This is a genomic window from Actinospineispora acaciae DSM 45401 (assembly GCF_000620785.1).
In the GTDB taxonomy this organism is placed as follows: Bacteria; Actinomycetota; Actinomycetes; order Mycobacteriales; family Pseudonocardiaceae; genus Pseudonocardia; species Pseudonocardia acaciae.
This window is the reverse complement of the sequence record NZ_JIAI01000001.1, coordinates 1919958-1939490: the sequence shown is the minus strand read 5'-3', so window position 1 is coordinate 1939490 and position 19533 is coordinate 1919958. Positions and strand designations below refer to the sequence as shown.

Genomic DNA, 19533 nt, shown 5'->3' with positions numbered 1-19533 from the left:
TGCCGTGGCGGTAGGAACCTCCGGCTACCAGCGGGGATGGCGCCGGATGCTGGTCGACATGGAGATCCCGGCGTGGGACGAGGGCTTCCTCGCCGAGTACGACCCGGTCGCGATGGCGGACCGCTACGAACGGGCGAACGCCAGCTCCGTGATGTTCGTCTGCAAGACGCTCAACGGGTGGTGCTTCTGGCCCACCGAGGTCGGCGCGATGCATCCGAGGCTGAACGGGCGCGACGTCGTCGGCGAGACCGCGGCGCTGCTGCGCGAGCGCGGCATCGCGGCGTGCGCCTACTACAGCGTGATCTTCGACAACTGGCCCGCCGCGCGGTACCCCGACTGGCGGGTCGTGCCGCCGACCCCGCCGACCCCGCCGTCGCAGCCGACCTCCCCCGGCGACCGGCACGGGCTGTGCTGCCCGAACAACCCCGACTACCGCGCCTACATCGCCGACCAGATCGCCGACCTGTACGGGCGCTACGAGTTCGGCGCGAGCTTCTGCGACATGACGTTCTGGCCCGGCGTCTGCCTGTGCCCGGCCTGCCGGACGCGCTACCGGGACGAGACCGGCGCGGACATACCCGAGACGGTCGACTGGACCTCGCCCGCGTGGTGCGAGTTCCAGGCGGCGCGCGAGCGCTGGATCTCCGACTTCACCGGGCTGGTCACCGGGGCGATGCGCCGGGCACGGCCGGACATCGCCGTCTACCACAACTTCGCGCCGGCCCCCGGGCACTGGACGTGGGCGGTGCCGTTCGGCGCCACCGAGCACTCCGACTTCCTCGGCGGCGACCTGTACGGCGACGACGTCGAGCAGCTGCTCGTGATGAAGCTGATGGCCAACCTGTCCCGCTCGCGGCCGGCGGAGTTCATGACGTTCGCGACGGTGGACTGCTTCGAGCACATCACGCTCAAGTCGGCGGACCGGATGCGGGCGCAGGTGCTCGACGCCGCGGCCGAGTCGACCGCGTTCATGTTCATCGAGGCGATCGACCCGGCGGGCACGGCGGCCGACGACACCTACGACCGCATCGGCGACACCTTCGAGGCGATGGCCGAGGTCGAGCCCTACCTCGGCGGGGAGCCGGTGGAGGACGTCGCGGTGTACTTCTCGAACGAGTCGAAGATGGACTTCGCGGAGAACGGCCGGCCGCTCGCCGAGATCGCGGCGCCCCCGACGTACCCGCACCTGGCGGCCCTGCGCGGCGCCTGCCGGAGCCTGCGGCGCGCGCACGTCCCGTTCGGCGTGATCACCCGTCGCCAGCTCGCCGAGCTCGACCGCTACCGCGTCCTGGTGCTGCCGAACGTCTCGCGGATGGACGCCGAGGAGGTCGCGGCGGTCCGCCGGTACGTGCGGCGCGGCGGGCGGGTCTACGCCAGCGGCTACACCTCGCTGGTGGAGAGCCGGGGCGTGCGCCACGACGACCTCATGCTCGCCGACGTGTTCGGCGTCCACCTGGAGTCCGAGGAGCCGACCGGCCCCGCCTACGCCAAGCCCTCGGACGACGCCGTGCGGCGGTGGCTGCATCCGCAGCGGTTTCTCACCTTCACCACCGGCTCCGGACTGGCCGGTGGGCTCGTGCGGCTGCGCACCGACCCCGGTGCGCGGGTCCTCGCGACGCTCACCCTTCCGCACGGGCACCCGCACGTCGGCGGTTTCGGCGACCAGAACTGGGCGTCGATCCACTCCTTCCCGCCGGTGCGGGACACGGCCGACCCGGTGCTGGTCGAGCACGACTTCGGCGCCGGGCGCGCCGTCTACAGCGTGTTCGACCTCGAACGGGAGGACGCGGACGCCAACGACCGGGTCTTCGCCGCGCTGATCGACGCCCTGCTCGACGGGGAGCGCTCGGTGCGGTGCACCACCCACCCCGGCGTGTGGGCGTCGGCCTTCCGGCAGCCGGGTGCGATCCGGGTGGCGCTGCGCAACGGCCCGCCGGCGATCGTCACCCCGGCCCGGCTGCGGCTGCGCGCCCCGGACGGCGCCCGGTTCGTCGCGCTGCAACGGCTGCCGTCGGGTGAGCCCGTGCCGTTCGAGCTGGACGCGGACGGCACGCTGAGCTGCGAGCTGAACCAGGTGCCCGAGCTGGCCATGCTGCTCGCCCGCCACGAAGCGAGCGCCGAGCCACCGACGGCGTGACTCACCTCCGCGGGTGGTCGGTGATCTCCGAGTCCTTTTCCGTCCCGGTCTGGTAGACCAGCAGCGCGACCTGGACCCGGTTCTCGGCGCCGGTCTTGGTGAGGATTCGGGACACGTGCGACTTGACGGTGGCCTCGCTCATCCGCAGGTCGGACGCGATGGTCGCGTTGGAGCTGCCGGCGGCGATGGCGTCGGCCACCTCGCGTTCCCGTTCGGTCAGGCGGGCGAGCCTGCGTCGGGCGTCGGCGGTCGTCGCGTCGTCCCGGCTGGAGATCCGGGCCACGATGCGCTCGGTGACCGTCGCGGAGAACACGGAGTCGCCGGCGGCCGCGACGTGCACGGCGCGGATGATCTCCTCCGGCGGCGTGTCCTTGAGGACGTAGCCGCTCGCCCCGGCGCGCAGCGCCTCCACGACGTAGGTGTCGACGTCGAAGGTGGTGAGGACCAGCACGGCGGGGGTGCGGCGATGGGTACGCAGCTCACGGGTGGCGGCCACGCCGTCCAGGACGGGCATCTGCAGGTCCATGAGCACGACGTCGGCGTCGGTGTCGCGCAGCACCTCCAGCGCCTGGCGGCCGTTCGTCGCCTCGGCCACGACCCGCAGGGTGGGGTCGGCGGAGAGCACCATCCGCAGCCCCGCCCGCACCATGGCGTCGTCGTCGACGAGGACTATCCGGGTCACGTCCATGGCAGCTCCGCGTCGAGGATGAAGCAACCGGTCCCGTTCGGGCCGTGGCTCAGTGTGCCGCCGGCGAGCACGGCGCGTTCCCGCAGGCCGATGAGCCCGCGACGGGAACCGGACTGGTCCGGCGAGTCGGCCGCGACCGGGTTGCTCAGGCGCACCCGCAGGAGGTCGTCGGCCCGGTGCAGCAGGACCGAGACCTCGGCCGAGGGCGCGTGCTTGCGCGCGTTGGTCAGGCCTTCCTGGACGATCCGGTAGGCGGCCCTGCTGACGCTGGCGGGTGCGTCGCGCAGGTCGTCGCCGGCGGTCAGGGTCACCCGTTGCCCGGCGGCGCGCGCCTCGGCGACCAGGTCGTCGAGCCGGTCGAGTCCCGGCTGCTCCAACGACGTCGGCTCGTCGGCGCGCAGCACGCCGAGCGCGCCGCGCAGCTCCTCCAGGGCCTGGACCGCCGCCGCCCGGATCAGCTCCAGGGAGGCCCGCAGCTCCTCGCGTGACGGGTCGGGTTGGACGGCCAGGCCACCGGAGTGCAGGGCGACCAGCGAGATGCGGTGCGCGATCGCGTCGTGCATCTCCCTGGCGATGCGGGCCCGCTCGGCCTGGCGGGCCTCGGCCTCCCGGATCGCCTGCTCGCGTTCGGCCCGTTTGGCCCGGTCACGGTAGGAGTCGAGCAGCGCGTGCTGGGCCTGCTGCAGCGCGCCCCAGGCGCACAGCGCGGCGACGATCGCCACGTTCACCACGATGGTCAGGCCGAGGGAGTTGTTGCGCGGGTAGAGCAGCCAGAACACGTACCCGGCGGCGACCTGGCAGGCGCCGACCGCGAGCGCGACCGGCAGCGGGCGGCGACGGGAGACCGCGTAGAGCGCGAGCATGTTCGCCAGCCCGGCTGAGGCGGCGACGGCGGCGGCGCAGGCCAGGACCAGCGCCAGCACCACCGGCGCCCGGCGGCGCAGCACCAGCGCGAGGCTGGCCAGCGCGCCGATCCCGATGTCCACCACCCGCCACACGCCGGCGGGGCCTTCCTGCAGCACGACGTAGAGCAGCGCCAGGCCACCGGCGAACGCCAACAGCACCACGGTGACCGTCCAGCCCACCTCGGGCCAGTCCGGCCTCTCGATCCTGCTCACCAGGTGAGCCTAGATAATCCCGGGGCATCGACGTCGGCTGTCGTGTGGAGGGCGGCTCCAACTTTCGTCGAACACCGCTGCCACCGCGCGCCGATGTCGGGGGCCGGCTCGGCGGCGAGAGTTTCGGCCATGAACAACGACACACACCGCACCCGCCGTCCACTCCGCGACCTCGTCGCCGACATCGCCGCGCCGGTGGCCGGCGAGGATGATCCGGCGCGGCGGCGGCTGCTGCGTATCCGACAGGTCGTCGCGTTCGTCGGCGCGGCGGCAACCCTGATCCAGGTCATCGTCTGGCTGATGATCGCCCTGCTCGGCGGTGGGCTGCACGAGCCGTGGTGGTTGTGGACCGCCGTGCCCTCGGCCGCCGCCGTCGCCGCGCTGACCGGCCTGGCGAAGCTGCGCACCGAGGACACCCGGTCATGACCGCGTACGCCCCCACCCTTGTCCCGAGAGGATTCGACATGTCCACGTTCTCCCGTGCCGACCGGCTCGTCACCGGGCTGAGCGGCCTGGTCAGCGGCGCCGCCTCGATCGTGATGGTCGCGCTGTACTTCGTCTACGACGGCCCGCCGCCGCTGGCCAACGTGCTGGGTCGCAACCTGATCACCGTCGCCACGTTCACCGGGTTCCTGATCTTCGCGGTCGGGCTGGCGCGGCTGCTGCGGGCGGCGAACGGCGGCGACCCGGGCCTGGCCGGATCGGTCGCCACCGCGGCGCTGCGCTGCTACATCGCGGTGACCCTGGTGTCGACCTCGCTGGAGGCCGGGACCTCGCTGTGGCACCCGGACGGATCACTGGACCCGACGGTCGACGGCCCGCTGTCGGCGGCCAACGTGTTGCTGCACGGGCCGATCGCGAAGGTGCTCATCGCCGCCTTCCTGATCGCGCTGGCCGTCGCGACCCGGCACGCGGTGCTGCCGGGGTGGGCCCGTCGCGGCAGCGTCGTCGTCGCCGTGGTCAACCTGGCGATGGTGCCCTCGCTGTTCTTCGGCATGGACGCCTCGTTCGTCTACGCCGCCAACGGATGGGGATCGGTGGCCACGATGGGCGCGATCAACATGATCTGGTTCGCCACCCTGGGCGCGGCGATCCTGCGGTCGCGCCTCGACGGGGTGACGGCTCAACCGCTGGCCCACGCTCCCGGTGCATGACGCACCCTGCCCGCGCGACATCCGGCCCGTATTGCACCCGGCGGTGCGATGCGGGCCGGATCTGTTCGGCGGTCCGGGGGAGTCACCCGTGCAGCTGGCCGACGAGATCGTGCAGGTCCGCGCGCTGCAGCGCCGCCGGGTCGTTCGACACCGAGCGCAGGTGGCCGTAGATCTCGAGGGTCACCAGGCCGTGTATGCGGCCCCAGACCCGCAGCGCGAGGGCCGCGACGGCCGGTGAGAGCTCGGGCGCCTCGGCGCGGACCTTCGCCACGTAGGCGGGCGGGAAGTCGGACCATTCGGCGCCGTCCGGGCCGTTCGCGGACCCGCTGAGCGCCGCCACCAGGCGGTTGAGCCCGCCGCAGACCCGGCGGGCGGCCTGGTCGGTCGGCCCGTTCGCGGGCGGCTGGTAGCCGGGCACCGGGTCGCCGTAGATGAGGCGGAAGCCGTCGGGGTGCGCCAGCGCCCACTCGCGCAGCGCAACACCCCACGCGATCAGCCTGGCGCCCGGATCGTCGGCCGGTGCGCCGTCGCGCGCTCGCTCCAGGCTGTTGGCCAGGGAGGTGCTGATCTCGTCGGTCAGCGCCGTGATCAGGTCGTCGCGGGTGGGGAAGTAGGTGTAGATGGCCCGCGCGGTCATGCCCATCTCGCGGGCGATGCCCCGCAGCGAGATGGCTCCGGCGCCGCCGGTGGCCAGTTGTCGCAGGGCAATCGCCATGATCTCGCGGGTCGTCTCCGCGCGCAGCCGTTCACGGCGGGTCACCCGATGTTGCGCTGTCGCCGGCACGGATTGACACTCTACGCCGCCTCTGTACTCTTCGCTGTAGCAAAAGTATACGGCGTGTCATGTTGGATCGGTGGGGAACGGAGAGCCCTGGATGTCTGTCTATGTGATCGTCGATGCGGTCAACCTGGACGAGGAGCGCGCCCTGGAGTACCGCGTGCTGGCCGAGCCCACGATCGAGCTGTACGGCGGCCGGTACCGCATCCAGGGCGCGACGCCGGAGCCGGTCGAGGGGGTCTGGCCGGAGGGGCGGGTCATGACCATGGTGGAGTTCCCGGACATGGCGCGGGCCAGGCGGTGGTACTTCTCCGACGAGTACGAGAAGGCGAAGCGGGCGCGCGACGGTGCCATCGACGTACGGCTGCTGTTCGTCGAGGGCGGGAAGGCCGCCTGGCCGGTCACGGCGTGAGCGACGCCGAGATGATCGCCCGTACACCCGAGGAACTGCTGCCCATGATCACGGTGGCGATCAACGCCGGCGATCCGGGCGGGGTGGTGAAGTACTGGGACGAGGAGGGCTGCTTCGCGCTGCCGGACGGCGGGACCGCGCGCGGGCATGCGGAGCTGCTGGCGCTGTACGAACAGCGGCTCGCGCTCCGCCCGGAGATCACCACGCGCGCCGCGAAGGTCGTCCAGGCCGGCGACATCGCGCTGGTGACGAACGTGTGGTCCACGCGCCTGCGGAACGGCGAGATCGACGGCAGGGACTCGTTCGAAGGCGTTGCGACCCTGGTGTTGCGTCGTCACGCCGACCGGGGCTGGCGCATTCTCGTGGACTCGACCTAGCTCGACCGACCACGTCGCGCACCCAACAGCGTCACCGTTCCGAAGGCGATGGTCCCCGCTCAGCGCGGGAGGCGGGCGGCGACGGACTCGGCGAGCACGGTCGCGGCCGGGCAGGCGTCGCTGTCTCCGGGCAGCTCTACTCGGACGCTGACCCGCTCGTCGCGGGAGGGCGCCCATTCCGCGCGGGTTCGGTACTCCATCCAGACGGTGCACCCGGTCTGGTTGTACCACCCGGTGCCCCGTTCAACGATCGCCGGGAGGTTCGCGACCTTGCGCTCGGAGGTCAGCGGGGTGCCGAGCTGGAACGTGACCGCGGCGTGCGGCCGGTTGTACTGCCGGGCACCCAGTGAGCACTGCCATCCGGCGTACCCCTGGCTGTGCCCGGTCGTGATGCCCGGCACCGCCTGTTGCAGGGGTGCGTCGTCCACCAGGGCGCACGCGTTGTGGGCGGCGATCCCCGTGGTCGAGCGCCGGTTCGGATCGTTCGGGATCCCGCGTCGGGCGAGTGCGCGCAGCGCGGTGACCGCGGCATCGTCGGCGATGCCACAGAGGCGAGTCGCGGCCGCATCCGTGAACCGCGGAGGTGGCCGTCGGAAACGCGCGCTGAGGTAGAGGGTGATCGCGCCGAGCGTGACATTGGTCGCGCACGGCGACGTGGGCTGCCCGATCGCTTGAGGAAAGGAGATGCTGGCGGGGCCGTGCACGACACCGGGCCGCCTCGTGACCCAAAAGCCGGGTGTCTGGCCCGCCTGAAGGATTTCGACGGAGACCGTCACATCGTCGACGGCTGCCGAACAGCCGGCCAGGTTGGGGCCCGGGACGGAGGGCGCGGCGCGAAGCGCGACCGTGTCGAGCAGTGGGCACGGGTCCGCGGCGCGCGGATCGACCTCGAGGGAGACGCCTTCCAGCGGGGGGAGCGTCCCGAACGGATCGGCCGATCCGGCGACGGAATCGGAGGGGGTTCGCCAGCCGAAGGGGTCGGCGATCGCGGTCGCGATGATCAGCATGCCGGCGACCGCCGCGGCGGTGTATCGCCGTCGCCACCGGCGCCTCGGCCGGTCCGGCGCGGTCGTGGCCGCCTCGACGGGCTCCGGGAGCTCGGTCGTCACCGGCTTCGGCCCCGGGTGTTCCGCCAGGTTGGCCAACGTCGGCGCGGTGAACGCGGTCGCGATCTCCTGCAACCGGTCGGCGGCGAAGTCGGCGTCGACGCGAGCGTCGTCGAGCAGGTGCAGCATGCGCTGCAGGAGCGTCGCGAACTCGGGTGTCCGCCGGGCCCGGTCGGTTTCGATGAGCTGGCCGTTGCGGACGCGCGGATAGAGGCGTTCGACGGAGGTGTCCTCGCCGTAGGGCGCCCGGCCTTCGACGGCGTAGAGGAGCGTGAGGCCGAGGCCGAAGACGTCGGAGGCCTCCGACGGGTCGTTACCTCGGGCGATCTCGGGCGCCAGGTAGGACAGCGTTCCGATGATCGTGCCGTCGGCGGTCAGTCGCGGGTCGGTGCGGCGGCGGGCGACGCCGAAGTCGCCCAGCTTGACCCCCGTCCCGTCGGTGCGGATCAGCACGTTGTGCGGCTTGACGTCGCGGTGCAGGATGCCGTGCTCGTGAGCGGCGGCGAGCGCGGCGGCCACCCGTGCGCCGATCCGGGCGACCTCGCCCGGTTCGAGGGGGCCGTGCCGGGCGACCAGGTCGGCGAGGGTGACCGACGGCACGTACTCCATGACCAGCCAGACGTGCCGGTCGTCCTCCAGCACGTCGATCACTTCGACGACGTCGGGGTGGCGGTGCAGCTGGGCGGCATGCCGACCCTCGTCGAGGGTGCGCCTGCGCGCCTGCGCATCGTCGGCGACCGGGACCTGCTTGAGGGCGACGCGATGCCCGAGCCGGCCGTGCCGGGCCAGCCACACGGTTCCCATCCCGCCGGATCCGAGCAGGCCCTCGATCTGGTACGGCCCGACCGACGCCGGCGGCCTGGCGTTCGGGCTCATGGGGTGGGCTCCGGGTGCGCGACGTCGAGCAGCCGCAGGTCCGGTGGCACCAGGACGGCGCACGCGACCAACCTGACCGCGAGGCCGGCATCCCCTGGCTCCGCACCGGGTCCGCGCACGTTCGACCGCAGCTCGATCAGGCTCAGCACACGGTCGACCCTGTCTTCCGACCACGACTCGCCGGGCGACAACGCCCGCAGCTGCCGGGCGACCTCGGGACGCGGCACCGGGCGTGGATCGACCTCGTAGCGGAGGTACCGCTGCGCCACGACGGCGAGGACGAGGCGTTCCTCCCGGCTGAGCGGCTCGATCCTGCCGAGCGCGATCCGGTCTGTGCGCATGGGGGTGCGCGCCATCTCAGGCCGATCCGGGACGGCGCAGGAGCCGCAGGTCCGGTGGGACGATCGTCGCGGAGCTCAGCAACGCCATGATCAAGTTGTGGTTCAGCGCGTTGCCCAGCGGTGGTGGAACCTCGGACTCGACCAGACCCCAGACTCCGCGCGCCGACAGTTGCAGCCGTACCTCGCGCACGCGGTGCTGCAGGATGCGGTCGGTCCACCGCTGCGCCGGACGCGCGGCCGAGAGCTCGCGGACCGCTTCGGACCACGTCAACGGTTGCGGGTCGATTTCGTGGCGGAGGTAGCGCTGACCCAGTACGACCAGCATCAGCCGGTCGCGCTCGTCGAGGGCGAACACGCGGGGGGCGCGCGTCTCATGGGAGGCGGGGACCGACGGCGCGGGTGGCGCCTCGCGGCGGGTCACCCGGACCTCCAGCAGGTGCTCGCGCCCGACGTCGGTGCGGATGAACAGCGGCGTGTATGCCGAGGGCATCGGCTCGTCGTGCCCGCTGAGCAGCAGCTGCCCACCCGGCAACGCGATCGGCAGCCGCCCCACATTGTGCAGCCGCCACCGGCGGCCGTCGTGGCGGAAGAATCCGTGCTCCCGGCTGACCGCGTCGTCGCCCCGACCGACGCACACGTGAGCCCGGTCGGTGTCGTCTCGCCCGAACCGAAGCGTGAAGTCCGAGTCCGGCAGGGCCCGCATCCCCCCGTGCGCCGACAACACGAACAGCGTGCCGGGCGGGAGGCCGTCCGACCGCAGTCGCGCCAGGCTGTGCAGCCCCTCCGGCAATGATTCCACCGGACGTATGTTCCGGCTGGCCCTCTCCGTCACGTCCCCTCCCTAGGTGCCCGGCGTGGGCGAGTCAAGCCCTCGGCCGCCAGCCGTACCGCCGATGTGAAGAACACGCCGCCCGTGCCGAGAAAGACAATTCCGCTCCGCCCCCGTTTCTCACCGATGTCTGATGCCCACGCCCATCCGTGCAGCGAGTGCGCTGGTCGTGCAACCGTCGTCGTGCCGGCGCAGCTCCGCGTATGTCACGACGGCGACGCCGGTAAGCATGACATTGACCGGGACCATCAGGCCCGCCCGCGAGAGCTCACCGAGTGCGACACCGGCGGAGCCGGGCAGCGGCCAGTCGCCGATCGAGTCGGCGACGAGGTGGACCAGTGAGTAGCCAAGGCCCGCGATGAGCAGCCGACCGCTGGTCGGCCAGAACCGCCCTGAAGACAACTCGATACTTCGACCGATGCCCTGCCGTTCGACCACGACCACCGCGAGCAGCGAGGCGTAGAAAAGAACCGTCAGATACAGCCCGGGAATCAGCAGCATAACCAGTCCGACCGTGATGAGTAACTGGGCGACCAGCCACCAACCCATGAGCGGCAGCGCACGACGGGTCGCAAAGCGCAGCCCGTGCGCCGCGGTGGCGGGACGCCCCGCCGCATCCTGTATCGCGACGAATACCGCGCCGGCCCAGACGAACGCGCCCACCACGAACAAGGCCACTTCCACCCCCAGCGAGCTGGCCAGGTACGTGACAATGTCAGCGAAGCCCGCCCGACCCGCATTGACCGTGCGTCGGAGCTCTGCGTAGTTCGGGATCGCCGTGACGATCACCGCCCAGTACAGTGCGGCGACGACGGCGTTGATCGCATGAAGCCGCCACAGCGTGTGCCCGCTGCGGCGGCACACGCCGATTACTCGAGTGCACCAGCCGCCGAAGCTGTTCGGCGCCAAGGGATCATCTGGCAGCGTTTCTTCGGACACAGTTCCCCCTCGTCCGCGGAGATCCCGCGGGGGTATCAGGGCTCAGACGTTGGCGCGCCTGAGATCCTCCGCCGTGCACGGCTTGCTCAGGGAGCCGTCCGTTCCGGTCTTGAGGTAGCGATCGGGGACGAACAGCTCGGAGCCGTCGAAGGCGACAAGGTCCCAGATCTTGCTCCCGTATGCCTCCTTGCCGACCTGCTGGCACGAGATGCGGACGTACTGCCCTTGCTTCAAGAAGTCGGTCCGGATACCCCCGGCCTCCGGCATCTCGGGAGCGGGCTTGAGCCGTCCGTCGACGGTGGCGGTCACCAGGAACCTCTCGTTGTCCGGGTGCGGCTCGGCGAAGGCTGGCGCGGCCACGGCGGAACCGAGACCGGTGAGAACCAGTGCCAGTGCGGCCGCTGTGGCCGCGCCGGTGACGACACGTCTTGTCAACATCCTGACCTCCTTGGTTTCACGGTGTGGCCAGGATGCCGGGGCGGTTCGGGTACCCCTACCGAGCTCGAACGGGTAGATACGGACCGTGCCGGCGCAGCCTCGAGGACTCGAGCTAGTGCCGCGTAAACGAGGTCGTCTTACCCGTCTTCGGCGCCCAGGCGGCGCCCCGCCGCGTTGTCGTCGGGGCCGATACAACCCCGGTATCGGCCCTCTCCGAATCAGACACAGCCTTGCGGTGCATCCATCTGGATCACCGAATCCGGGCAAGGAACCTCGTTCACACGACACTAGACCTGATGCTTCTGGAGGGACTGCATGAGTTTGTCCAGCGGCAGGGCCTCGCGGGTGCCCCAGTTTCCGGTCATGCGTTCGGCCTTGGTCGCGGCGTTCAGCAGCGCTTCCTGGGTGGCCTCGATCACGGCCTGGAAGAAGGGGTCGATCTCGTCATTGTTGACCGCGTTGGCGTTGTACAGCGCCGTCGAGTCGTTCGGGCGGATGTCGTTGCCCGTCGAGAAGGCCAGGTAGATGTCGCCGTCACCGTTGGAGGCGGTGCCGCCGAGTACGCCGACGCCGAGTCCCGCGTGGACGGCGAGCCTCCGGCACTGGTCCGGCAGCATGGGCGCATTCGTTGCCACGATGAGAATGCACGACCCCTGAGACTTGTTGGTGGGGGTGAGCGGCGGCGGCTGGGGCAGTTCCGCGCCCACCGGCGCGCCGTTGACCCGGAGGTTGCGCAGCCTTCCGAAGTTCGGCTGGGCGAACACGCCGACCACGTAGTTGGTGCCCTTGTAGGTGACCACCCGCGAGGACGTTCCGCTGCCGCCCTTGTGCCCGAAGAAGGCCATCCCGGTCCCGCCGCCGACGTTGCCCTCGGCGGGAAGCCCACCTTTCGCGTCGGCGACCGCCTCGCGGACGTGCTCCTCGGTGATCCAGAACCCGTTCATCTGGTTCATCGGGCCGTCCCAGGTCTCGGCCACCACCGGCAGCCGCCACTTCAGGTCCTTGTTCTGTTCGGCCTCTATCTTGACAAGGGTGTCCCTGACGATACCGACCTGATGGGTGTTGGTGATCCCGATCATCGACGACAGCCATCCGGACTCCGTGATCCAGTGGGAGCCCGTCATCTCGCCGTTGCCGTTGTGCGAGTAGATTCCCGCGTAACAATGGTTGGCCCACATGGGTTCGTCGCGCGGGACGATGATCGTAACGCCGGTACGGGCGATATTCGGGGCCGGACCGGGGCGGTCGAAGATCAGTGTCTTGTAACCGACCTTGACGCCGGGAACATCGGTGATTGCGTTCAATGCGCCGGGCGGCATCTCACCGATGGTGATGCCAAGCTCTCGTAACCGGTAACGCTTGCCTTCCGCGATTCCTTGAGCCACGTTCGGCGGCAATCCGGCCGGTGCGGCGGAACAGGCCGGAATCGCCGCCCCGGTTCCCGCCGCGACCGCGGTGGCCGCCGATGCCTTCAGCACGTGCCGGCGGCTCACCGAGTTTCCCTGGCTTGAGCGCCTCATTACGCCTCCATACCATTAGGAATGCAACGGGCTCAGGGTATCCGCACAATGCGGAACCCGCGCGTTGTCAGGAGGCGTCGTCGGGGTTGGTGTACCAGGACGGTTGGACGGGATAGTGCGGACCGTCGTACACCTCCAGCAGGATCGACTCCTCCTCGGCGCGGGTCGGCCCGTGCAGGCTTCCCTTCGGGTTCCAGTAGAACGAGCCCTCGGTGAGGGTCAGCCCGGTCGGCAGGTAGCGGTAGGTGCCCTTGAGGCAGAACATGAACTGGTTGGAGGCGTGCGCGTGGCGCTCCGGGATCCCGGCGCCACGTTCGAAGCGGACCAGGGCGATCGAGGCGCCGGTCTGGTCGTTGCGCCACAGCATCTTGTGCGACAACCCGGCCAGGGTCTTCTCGGCCCAGTCGAGGTCCGAGGTCTGGAGCAGGATCTCCCGGAACCGGCCGAGCGCCTCGGATCCGTCCACCCGGGCGCGGTCGGCCGCCTCGCCGGAGTAGGCGCCGGGTTCGGACAGGTTTTCGGTCATGACCGCGCCCCCTCGCCGAGGTACTTGAGCTCGACCAGCCGGCTGCGGTAGTGGGTGGCGCCCCGGTTGGTGAGCATGTGGGTCTCGCCCGGTTCGCGGTAGACCACGCCGCCGGCGGACTCGTGCACCAGCCTGGGCTCGCCGCCGTCCAAGGGGTCGATGCGGTTGTCGGCGGCCTCCAGGGCGATCACGAGGTACGGGTTGTGGTGCCGGTGCCAGAGCTGTTGCTCGCCCGGCGCGAGGGTGATCTCCCAGACCCGCACCTCGTCGTTCTCGAAAACGATCTTTTGGCCGACGTCGTCGAGCACGACCTGCTCGCCGTCGGGTGCGGTCACGATGTCGCCTTTGGCCATGTCTCGCCTTCCTCTCGGACGTACCTGATCGGGCGGGTGAGGAGCTCGGCGTCCGAGGCCCTGGCGGCCGCGCGACGGGCGTCGAGGGTCGGGGCGCGCAGCGGGAACGGCCAGTCGCTGCCGACGTGCACCCGCTCCGCGCCGAAGGTGGCCTCGAGCAGCCGGGCCGCGTCCGCGTCGTACACCAGGTCGTCGACGAGGAGGCGGCGCGCGGCCTCGCGCGGGGTGAGCCCGGTGCGCGGCACGCCCGGTCGTTCGGTGTCGCGCCCGCGCTGCCAGCGGCCGACCAGCGCGGGCAGGGCGCCGCCGCCGTGACACAGGCAGAAGCCGATGCCGGGGAACCGCTCCAGCACGCCGCTGAAGATCAGCTGCGCGGCGGCCAGGGCGGTCTCGTACGGGTTGCCGAGCAGGTTGCTCAAGTAGAACGGCCCGAGTCGCGAGTCGGGGCAGGTGGCGGGGTGCAGCAGGACGAACGCCCGCGCCCGGTGCAGCAGCTCCCAGAGGGGGTCGTAGGCCGGGTCGGCCAGGCCGGTGGGTGTGGTGAGCGTGCCGAGCGCCACGCCGGAGTACACGCCGGTCGCGAGGACGTCCTCGGCGGTTTTGGCGGAAAGGCCTGGGTCGCCGAGTGGGAGGGTGGCCAGCGTGCGCAGCCGGGGCACGGCGAGCGCGGCCAGGCCGGCGTTCACCAGGCCGGCCCACTCGTGGGCCGCCTCCCCGTCGAGGTGGTAGCGGTACAGCGGCGGGGGCACCGACACGACGGCGCCGTCCAGGTCCTGCTCGTCGATCCAGCCCTCCAGCGCCGCCACGTCGGTCAGCCGCCGCAGCGGCAGCCGTCCGGCGTCGACGTGCAGCCGCCCGTCGTCGACGGCCACGCCATGGGTGCCGGCGTGTGCCGAGGCGACGACGGTGGCGGGTACGAGGTGGGTGTGCAGGTCCCAGCCGGGCATGGCGGTCTCCTCGGGTGCGAACGTCATCGCCGCGCGCGCGACATGGCGGCCAGGATCCTGGTCGCCGCGTTCTCCAGGTGCGCGCGCAGCGCCTCGGCCGCCGCGTCGGGGTCGTGCGCCACGCACGCGTCGAGGATGGCCTGGTGCTCCCGGCGGGTCGTCTCGATCGCGCGCTCGTCGGGGGGCCGGGCGAAGCGGTACCGCTCGCTGTTGCGCCACACCGGCTCGATCGCCCGGGGCAGCCACCGCGAGCCCGAGGCCCGGTACAGGATGAAGTGGAAGTTGCGGTGGGCCTGGCGGGCGGCGATCTGGTCGCCCAGCCTGCTCAGCCGGGTGTGCTCGGCCAGCGCCTCGGCGGCCGCCCCGGCGTCGTCCTCGGTGAACACCCGCGCGGCACGGCCGACAGCCAGCGACTCCAACGCGATCCGGGTCTCCTGGGTGTCGCGCAGGTCCTCCTCGGACAGCTCGCGCACCCGGGCGCCCTTGTGCGCGATGATCTCCACCAGGCCGATCGCCTCCAGCCTGCGCAGCGCCTCCCGCACCGGCATCGGGCTGACGTCGAGCCGCTCGGCGAGGTCCACGATGCGCAGCGGCGCACCGGGCGGCACCTCGCCGGAGAGGATCAGCTGGTGCAGCTCGGCCGCCACCGCGTCGGCCAGCGTGCGAGTGCGCAGCGGGCCCGCCTCGGGCACCAGTTCGTAGGTCACGGCGAGGCGTCCAGCACGGCGATCGCGTTGATCTCGATGAGGTACTCGGGGGCGGCCAGCTTGGTCACCTCGACCATCGTCGACGCCGGCAGCGGCGGGGCGAAGTACTCCGCGCGGACCTCGTGGATCGCGGCGAACTCCTCCATGTTGCGCACGTAGACGTCGAGCCGGCAGATGTCGTCGAGGCTACCGCCGGCGGCTTCGGCGGCCGCCTTGAGGTTCTCGCAGACCTGGCGGGTCTGCTCGCGCATGTCGCCGACGCCGGCGATCGTGCCGTCCGCCCGCCTGGCGGTCATGCCGGAGATGAACAGCAGCCGCCCGGTGGCGCCGACCACCGTCGCCTGCGAGAACACCCCCGGCGGGGTGCGCAGCTTGGCCGTGCGTATCTCGGTCTTGGCCATCACGGTGATCCTTCGCTGTCGAGGGTGAGCTCCCAGGCCAGGCCGAGCCCGGCCGCCTCGGCGCGGAGCGCGTCGAGGGTGCTGGCCGGGACCGGTATCCCCGTCGCGTGCCGCCGGACGAGGGTGTGCTGCTTGGCCATGCCCGGCGTCCGGACCGGCGCGGCGCCCGGGGCCGTCGGCGAGGAACGCACGAACCGGGCGAGCTCGCCGGCCCGCTCCGGGAAGCCGGGCACCGCGGCGCGGGGGTCGATCGCGACGAACAGGTGGGCGCAGTTGTTCGGACGGTCCAGCTCGGCGTAGAGCGGCCGGACCGAGGCGCCGAACCCACCCCCGCCGAGCACGCCGGTCAGCAGGTCGATCATCAGCGCCAGCCCGAACCCCTTCGGCCCGCCGGCCGGCAGCAGCATCCCGCCGATCGCCTCGCCCGCGTCGGTGGTCGGCGACCCGGCCGCGTCGGTGGCCCAGCCGTCCGGGATGGGCCGGTTCTCGGCGTGCGCCAGGCGGATCTTGCCCAGCGCCGCCTCGGAGGTCGCCATGTCGAACTCGAGGGGGAGGCCGTCGTCGACGGGCACCGCGACCGCGACCGGGTTGTTGCCCACCACCGGAGTCGCGCCGCCGGGGGCGGGCATCATCGGCCGGGTGTTGGACATGGCGACGCCCACGCATCCGCCGGCGACCGCGCGCGCGGCCCAGTAGCCGGCGGCGCCGAAGTGCATCGCGTTGCGGACGGCGACCGCGCCGATCCCGAACCGCCGCGCCCTGCCGACGGCGAGGTCGACCGCCCGCGCGCTGGTGAGCTGACCCAGCGCGTTGCCCGCGTCCAGCACGACCAGCCCGCCCGCGTCGCTGACGATCTCGGCGGCCCCGCCGCCGCGCCGGACGGTGCCCGCCCGCAGCCGGGCCAGGTACATGGGCACCAGCATCACGCCGTGCGAAGGCAGCCCGCGCAGGTCGGCGTCGACCAGCGCGCGGGCGATCTCGGCGGCGTCCTCGGTGCCGAACCCGGCGGCGGCGAAGATGGCGAGGACCAGCTTCTCCAGCTCGCCGGCGGACACCGTCGTCACCTGAGGTCCCCGGTTCGCGGCGCCCACGGTGTCGCCCACCGCTCGACCAGGCTGACCAGCCCGAACAGCACGATGCCCAGGACGGCCAGGCAGGTGAGGGCGGCGAAGGCCAGGTCGCCCCGGGACTGCGAGGTCGCGGCCAGCACCAGGTAGCCGAGCCCCTTGTCGGACCCGATGAACTCACCGATCACCGCGCCCACGATGGACAGCCCCACGGCGATCTTGAGCCCGCCGAAGAAGCTCGGCAGCGCGTGGCGGAACCGGATGGTCCGGAAGGTGTGCCACCGGGAGGCGTTCAGCGACCGGCTCAGCTCCAGCAGCTCCTTCGGGGTTGAGCCGAGCCCGAGCGAGGTGGCGATGATGATCGGGAACAGCGCGACGATGGCGGACACGGCGATGCGGGTCTGCTCTCCGTAGCCCAGCCACAGCAGCACGACCGGCGCCAGCGCCAGCTTGGGCACCGACTCGGAGGCGAGCAGCAGCGGGTAGATGGTGCGGCGCAGCACCGGCGAGAACGTGATCGCCGCCGCGACCGGCACCGCGACCGCCGTCGCGAGCGCGAAACCGGACAGGGACTCGGTCAGCGTGGTCACCGTCGAGGACAGCAGCAGCGCCTGGCGCGCGGTGAGCACGTCCGCGACCGCCGTCGGGGCGGGCAGCACGACCGGCGAGACGCCGAAGAGCCGCACGTAGCCCTGCCAGAGCGCGATCAGGCCGACCAGGGTGCCGAGCGGGAAGGCCAGGTCACGCAGCGGCCGCCGGCGGGTCGTGACGCTCATGCCCGCTCCAGCCCGAGCGCGCGTTCGGCCTCGCGCTCCAGGTCGTTGAACACGGCGGTGTGCCGAACGCCCAGCGAGCGCGGGTAGGCGATGTCGACCGCGATCTCCCGGTCGATGTGGCACGGCCGGGCGCTGAACACGAGCACCCGGTCGGACAGGTACACCGCCTCGGGGATGCTGTGCGTGACGAACACGATCGTGGTGCCGCTCGCGCGGCGCAGCTCCAGCAGCAGGTCGTTGAGCTGCAACCGGGTGAGCTCGTCGAGCGCGCCGAACGGCTCGTCCATCAGCAGCAGCGCGGGCTCGTGCACCAACGCCCGGCACAGCGCGACCCGCTGCTGCATGCCGCCGGAGAGCTGCGCGGGCAGGTGCCGCTCGAACCCGCCGAGCCCGACCGACTCCAGCAGGGCTCTCACCCGCGCGCGGGCGGCCGCCGAGCGGTGCCGGCGCAGCACCTCCATCGGGTACATGACGTTGTCGAAGACCGAGCGCCACGGCATCAGCGTGGGGCTCTGGAAGACCATGCCGAAGTCGGGGCGCGGGCCGCTCGCGGGTGCGCCGTCGATGCGGATCTCGCCGGTGGTGAGCGGTTCCAGCCCGGCGAGCACCCGCATCAGCGTGGTCTTCCCGCAGCCGCTCGGGCCGAGCAACGCGACCAGCTCGCCGGCGCGGACCTCGAAGTCGACCTCGTCGACGGCCTTGAGCGGCTCGCCGCCCCCGCCCGCGAAGGTCTTGCTGACCCCGCGCGCCTCGATCAGCGGCGTGCTCATCACGGCATCACCGGGGTGGTGGGCAGGAAGTCGGCGGAGTAGAGGTCGGCGACGGGCGGCAGGCCGTCCAGCCCGAGGTTGCGCCGGATGAAGTCGTAGGAGCGCCGCATCTCCTCCGGGTCGATCGCGCCGAGGCCGTGGGTCCTGGTGTACGGGGTGACGGCGAGGCCGTTCACCACCCGGACCATGTCCAGGCTGACGTCGGGGTCCAGCGCGGGCTGCGCGGCCAGGACGGCGTCGCGCGCCGCGCCGGGGTCCTGGGCGGCGGCCTGCCAGCCCTTCAGGGTCGCCGCGACGAACTTCCTGACCACGTCACCGTGGGTGGCCAGGTAGTCGTCGGTGGCGACCAGGCCGTTGGAGTACAGGCTCAGGCCGTGGTCGCCGAGGACCAGCGAGGACAGCTTCGTGTCCCCGGCGGACGCCTTCAGCGACACCTCGGTGGTCATGAACGTCTCGATCGCCGGGACCTTCCCCTGCAGCAGCAGGGCGTTCTTGGTGGACGGGTCGATGTTGGTGAACCGGACGCCGCTCGGGTCCAGCCCGGCGGCGCGCATGACGCCCCTGATGACGTTCGGGCTGAAGCTGCCGGCGCCGGTGCCGATGGTGAGCCCGGACAGCTGGCGGAGGTCGGTGACGTTGGCGCCGGACTGGAGGGTGTCGATCACGTACGGCGGCTTCTGGTAGATCGGCGCGATCATCTTGACCTTGGCGTTCTGGGCGCGGCTGCTGGCCACCGCGATGAGGTCGGTGAACCCGATCTGCGCCGCGCCCGCCTGGATCCGCTGCACCACCTGGGCGGTGCCCTGGCCCGGGACGATCTTGACGTCGAGGCCGGCCTCGGAGTAGAAGCCCCTGGTCTGGGCCAGGAAGAACGCCCCGTACTGGCCGCTGGGGATGTAGTCCAGCTGCACAGTGACGGGGGTGAGGTTCGCCGGCGCGGATCCGGGCGCCGGGTTCGCGCCGCCCGAGGTACAGCCGGTGGCCGCGAGTGCCGCGGCGGTGATCCCGGCGAGCAGTGCATGCCGTCTGGTGGTGATCTGCACATCGGCTCCCGTTGACGAGGCAACTGGCGCTCCGGATATTTGATGGAAGCAGATTTGATAAAATCTTGCAACGGTCGGTCGGTGGCCGGTAAGGCAGCTCAAGATCGTTCCCGCACGGGCCTGGGGCGTGGCCGGACGTTACCCAGCGTCACCGCTGGTCCTGCCGGAAGGGTTCCGGCCTCCGCCGCGGCCAAGGAAATGAAAGGCCGGACCCGTCACGAGAAATCGGG

The 19533-nt window shown here is 71.6% G+C and carries 23 protein-coding genes; 5 read left to right on the top strand and 18 right to left on the bottom strand.

The genetic code is table 11. The annotated features are described in order from the left end of the window. The first annotated feature begins 4 nt into the window (after positions 1–4). Positions 5–2137, top strand: a complete 2133-nt coding sequence (locus tag N912_RS0109425; protein ID WP_156993307.1) for a beta-galactosidase trimerization domain-containing protein — start codon at positions 5–7, stop codon at positions 2135–2137. Position 2138: 1 nt separating this feature from the next. Here the strand turns inward: N912_RS0109425 and N912_RS50655 are convergent, their stop codons facing one another. Both N912_RS50655 and N912_RS50650 read right to left on the bottom strand, forming a co-directional pair. Continuing rightward, the gene (locus tag N912_RS50655) at positions 2139–2825 is read right to left on the bottom strand and encodes a response regulator (protein WP_051579889.1); all 687 of its coding nucleotides are present in this window, start codon (positions 2823–2825) and stop codon (positions 2139–2141) included. Continuing rightward, on the bottom strand, positions 2816–3943 hold the full coding sequence (locus N912_RS50650; RefSeq protein ID WP_051579888.1) for a sensor histidine kinase: 1128 nt from the start codon (positions 3941–3943) through the stop codon (positions 2816–2818). Before N912_RS50650 ends, N912_RS50655 begins: the two co-directional genes overlap by 10 nt. A 129-nt stretch (positions 3944–4072) precedes the next feature. Between N912_RS50650 and N912_RS50645 the strand changes: the two genes are divergently transcribed. After that, positions 4073–4369: a hypothetical protein gene (locus tag N912_RS50645; protein ID WP_037063074.1), complete on the top strand. Its 297-nt coding sequence runs from the start codon at positions 4073–4075 to the stop codon at positions 4367–4369. 38 nt (positions 4370–4407) lie between these two features. Further along, a complete protein-coding gene (locus N912_RS0109405) occupies positions 4408–5097 on the top strand; it encodes a hypothetical protein (RefSeq protein ID WP_028922234.1) in 690 nt (229 codons plus the stop codon). An 82-nt stretch (positions 5098–5179) separates the two neighbouring features. Here the strand turns inward: N912_RS0109405 and N912_RS0109400 are convergent, their stop codons facing one another. Then, positions 5180–5881 (bottom strand): TetR/AcrR family transcriptional regulator, encoded by a 702-nt coding sequence (locus N912_RS0109400; protein ID WP_028922233.1) that lies wholly within the window; start codon positions 5879–5881, stop codon positions 5180–5182. 91 nt (positions 5882–5972) lie between these two features. Between N912_RS0109400 and N912_RS0109395 the strand changes: the two genes are divergently transcribed. Together N912_RS0109395 and N912_RS50640 are read left to right on the top strand one after the other, a co-directional pair. Continuing rightward, positions 5973–6287 carry a DUF1330 domain-containing protein gene (locus N912_RS0109395; protein ID WP_028922232.1) on the top strand — a complete coding sequence of 105 codons (315 nt, stop codon included), beginning with the start codon at positions 5973–5975 and terminating at the stop codon, positions 6285–6287. Beyond that, positions 6284–6664: a YybH family protein gene (locus N912_RS50640; protein ID WP_051579887.1), complete on the top strand. Its 381-nt coding sequence runs from the start codon at positions 6284–6286 to the stop codon at positions 6662–6664. Before N912_RS0109395 ends, N912_RS50640 begins: the two co-directional genes overlap by 4 nt. Before the next feature lie 59 nt (positions 6665–6723). Here the strand turns inward: N912_RS50640 and N912_RS60105 are convergent, their stop codons facing one another. From N912_RS60105 to N912_RS0109315, 15 genes are all read right to left on the bottom strand, one after another. Beyond that, positions 6724–8646 carry a serine/threonine-protein kinase gene (locus N912_RS60105; RefSeq protein WP_051579886.1) on the bottom strand — a complete coding sequence of 641 codons (1923 nt, stop codon included), beginning with the start codon at positions 8644–8646 and terminating at the stop codon, positions 6724–6726. Next, entirely contained in the window at positions 8643–9002 is a 360-nt protein-coding gene (locus N912_RS0109380) for a hypothetical protein (protein ID WP_051579885.1), read from the bottom strand. Before N912_RS0109380 ends, N912_RS60105 begins: the two co-directional genes overlap by 4 nt. A 1-nt stretch (position 9003) precedes the next feature. After that, positions 9004–9786 carry an FHA domain-containing protein gene (locus N912_RS0109375; protein ID WP_028922230.1) on the bottom strand — a complete coding sequence of 261 codons (783 nt, stop codon included), beginning with the start codon at positions 9784–9786 and terminating at the stop codon, positions 9004–9006. Positions 9787–9936: 150 nt separating this feature from the next. Further along, positions 9937–10755 carry a hypothetical protein gene (locus N912_RS0109370; protein ID WP_156993305.1) on the bottom strand — a complete coding sequence of 273 codons (819 nt, stop codon included), beginning with the start codon at positions 10753–10755 and terminating at the stop codon, positions 9937–9939. A gap of 42 nt (positions 10756–10797) precedes the next feature. Beyond that, positions 10798–11193, bottom strand: a complete 396-nt coding sequence (locus N912_RS0109365) for a hypothetical protein (RefSeq protein ID WP_156993303.1) — start codon at positions 11191–11193, stop codon at positions 10798–10800. A gap of 287 nt (positions 11194–11480) precedes the next feature. After that, positions 11481–12686, bottom strand: a complete 1206-nt coding sequence (locus N912_RS0109360) for a P1 family peptidase (protein ID WP_169747841.1) — start codon at positions 12684–12686, stop codon at positions 11481–11483. Positions 12687–12780: 94 nt separating this feature from the next. After that, on the bottom strand, positions 12781–13239 hold the full coding sequence (locus N912_RS0109355; protein ID WP_084210697.1) for a cupin domain-containing protein: 459 nt from the start codon (positions 13237–13239) through the stop codon (positions 12781–12783). Next, positions 13236–13574 carry a cupin domain-containing protein gene (locus N912_RS0109350; protein ID WP_211261155.1) on the bottom strand — a complete coding sequence of 113 codons (339 nt, stop codon included), beginning with the start codon at positions 13572–13574 and terminating at the stop codon, positions 13236–13238. Before N912_RS0109350 ends, N912_RS0109355 begins: the two co-directional genes overlap by 4 nt. Further along, a complete protein-coding gene (locus N912_RS50630) occupies positions 13571–14539 on the bottom strand; it encodes an amidohydrolase family protein (RefSeq protein WP_051579972.1) in 969 nt (322 codons plus the stop codon). Before N912_RS50630 ends, N912_RS0109350 begins: the two co-directional genes overlap by 4 nt. A 23-nt stretch (positions 14540–14562) precedes the next feature. Further along, on the bottom strand, positions 14563–15246 hold the full coding sequence (locus N912_RS0109340) for a GntR family transcriptional regulator (RefSeq protein WP_051579883.1): 684 nt from the start codon (positions 15244–15246) through the stop codon (positions 14563–14565). Further along, the gene (locus N912_RS0109335) at positions 15243–15647 is read right to left on the bottom strand and encodes a RidA family protein (RefSeq protein ID WP_028922223.1); all 405 of its coding nucleotides are present in this window, start codon (positions 15645–15647) and stop codon (positions 15243–15245) included. Before N912_RS0109335 ends, N912_RS0109340 begins: the two co-directional genes overlap by 4 nt. Beyond that, entirely contained in the window at positions 15647–16711 is a 1065-nt protein-coding gene (locus N912_RS50625; protein ID WP_037063939.1) for an Ldh family oxidoreductase, read from the bottom strand. The genes N912_RS0109335 and N912_RS50625 overlap by 1 nt, the downstream gene beginning before the upstream one ends. After that, the gene (locus N912_RS50620; RefSeq protein ID WP_037063067.1) at positions 16708–17490 is read right to left on the bottom strand and encodes an ABC transporter permease; all 783 of its coding nucleotides are present in this window, start codon (positions 17488–17490) and stop codon (positions 16708–16710) included. Before N912_RS50620 ends, N912_RS50625 begins: the two co-directional genes overlap by 4 nt. Continuing rightward, the gene (locus N912_RS50615; protein ID WP_037063064.1) at positions 17487–18260 is read right to left on the bottom strand and encodes an ABC transporter ATP-binding protein; all 774 of its coding nucleotides are present in this window, start codon (positions 18258–18260) and stop codon (positions 17487–17489) included. Before N912_RS50615 ends, N912_RS50620 begins: the two co-directional genes overlap by 4 nt. Beyond that, positions 18260–19303 (bottom strand): ABC transporter substrate-binding protein, encoded by a 1044-nt coding sequence (locus tag N912_RS0109315; protein WP_028922222.1) that lies wholly within the window; start codon positions 19301–19303, stop codon positions 18260–18262. The genes N912_RS50615 and N912_RS0109315 overlap by 1 nt, the downstream gene beginning before the upstream one ends. Positions 19304–19533 lie beyond the last annotated feature (230 nt).

Coding starts and splice junctions, on each gene's coding strand:
- N912_RS0109380 (WP_051579885.1), bottom strand. CDS start 9,002: ATGGCGCGCACCCCCATGCGCACAGACCGGATCGCGCTCGGCAGGATC.
- N912_RS50620 (WP_037063067.1), bottom strand. CDS start 17,490: ATGAGCGTCACGACCCGCCGGCGGCCGCTGCGTGACCTGGCCTTCCCG.
- N912_RS0109405 (WP_028922234.1), top strand. CDS start 4,408: ATGTCCACGTTCTCCCGTGCCGACCGGCTCGTCACCGGGCTGAGCGGC.
- N912_RS0109395 (WP_028922232.1), top strand. CDS start 5,973: ATGTCTGTCTATGTGATCGTCGATGCGGTCAACCTGGACGAGGAGCGC.
- N912_RS50615 (WP_037063064.1), bottom strand. CDS start 18,260: ATGAGCACGCCGCTGATCGAGGCGCGCGGGGTCAGCAAGACCTTCGCG.
- N912_RS0109335 (WP_028922223.1), bottom strand. CDS start 15,647: ATGGCCAAGACCGAGATACGCACGGCCAAGCTGCGCACCCCGCCGGGG.
- N912_RS50645 (WP_037063074.1), top strand. CDS start 4,073: ATGAACAACGACACACACCGCACCCGCCGTCCACTCCGCGACCTCGTC.
- N912_RS50630 (WP_051579972.1), bottom strand. CDS start 14,539: ATGCCCGGCTGGGACCTGCACACCCACCTCGTACCCGCCACCGTCGTC.
- N912_RS60105 (WP_051579886.1), bottom strand. CDS start 8,646: ATGAGCCCGAACGCCAGGCCGCCGGCGTCGGTCGGGCCGTACCAGATC.
- N912_RS0109365 (WP_156993303.1), bottom strand. CDS start 11,193: ATGTTGACAAGACGTGTCGTCACCGGCGCGGCCACAGCGGCCGCACTG.
- N912_RS0109355 (WP_084210697.1), bottom strand. CDS start 13,239: ATGACCGAAAACCTGTCCGAACCCGGCGCCTACTCCGGCGAGGCGGCC.
- N912_RS50655 (WP_051579889.1), bottom strand. CDS start 2,825: ATGGACGTGACCCGGATAGTCCTCGTCGACGACGACGCCATGGTGCGG.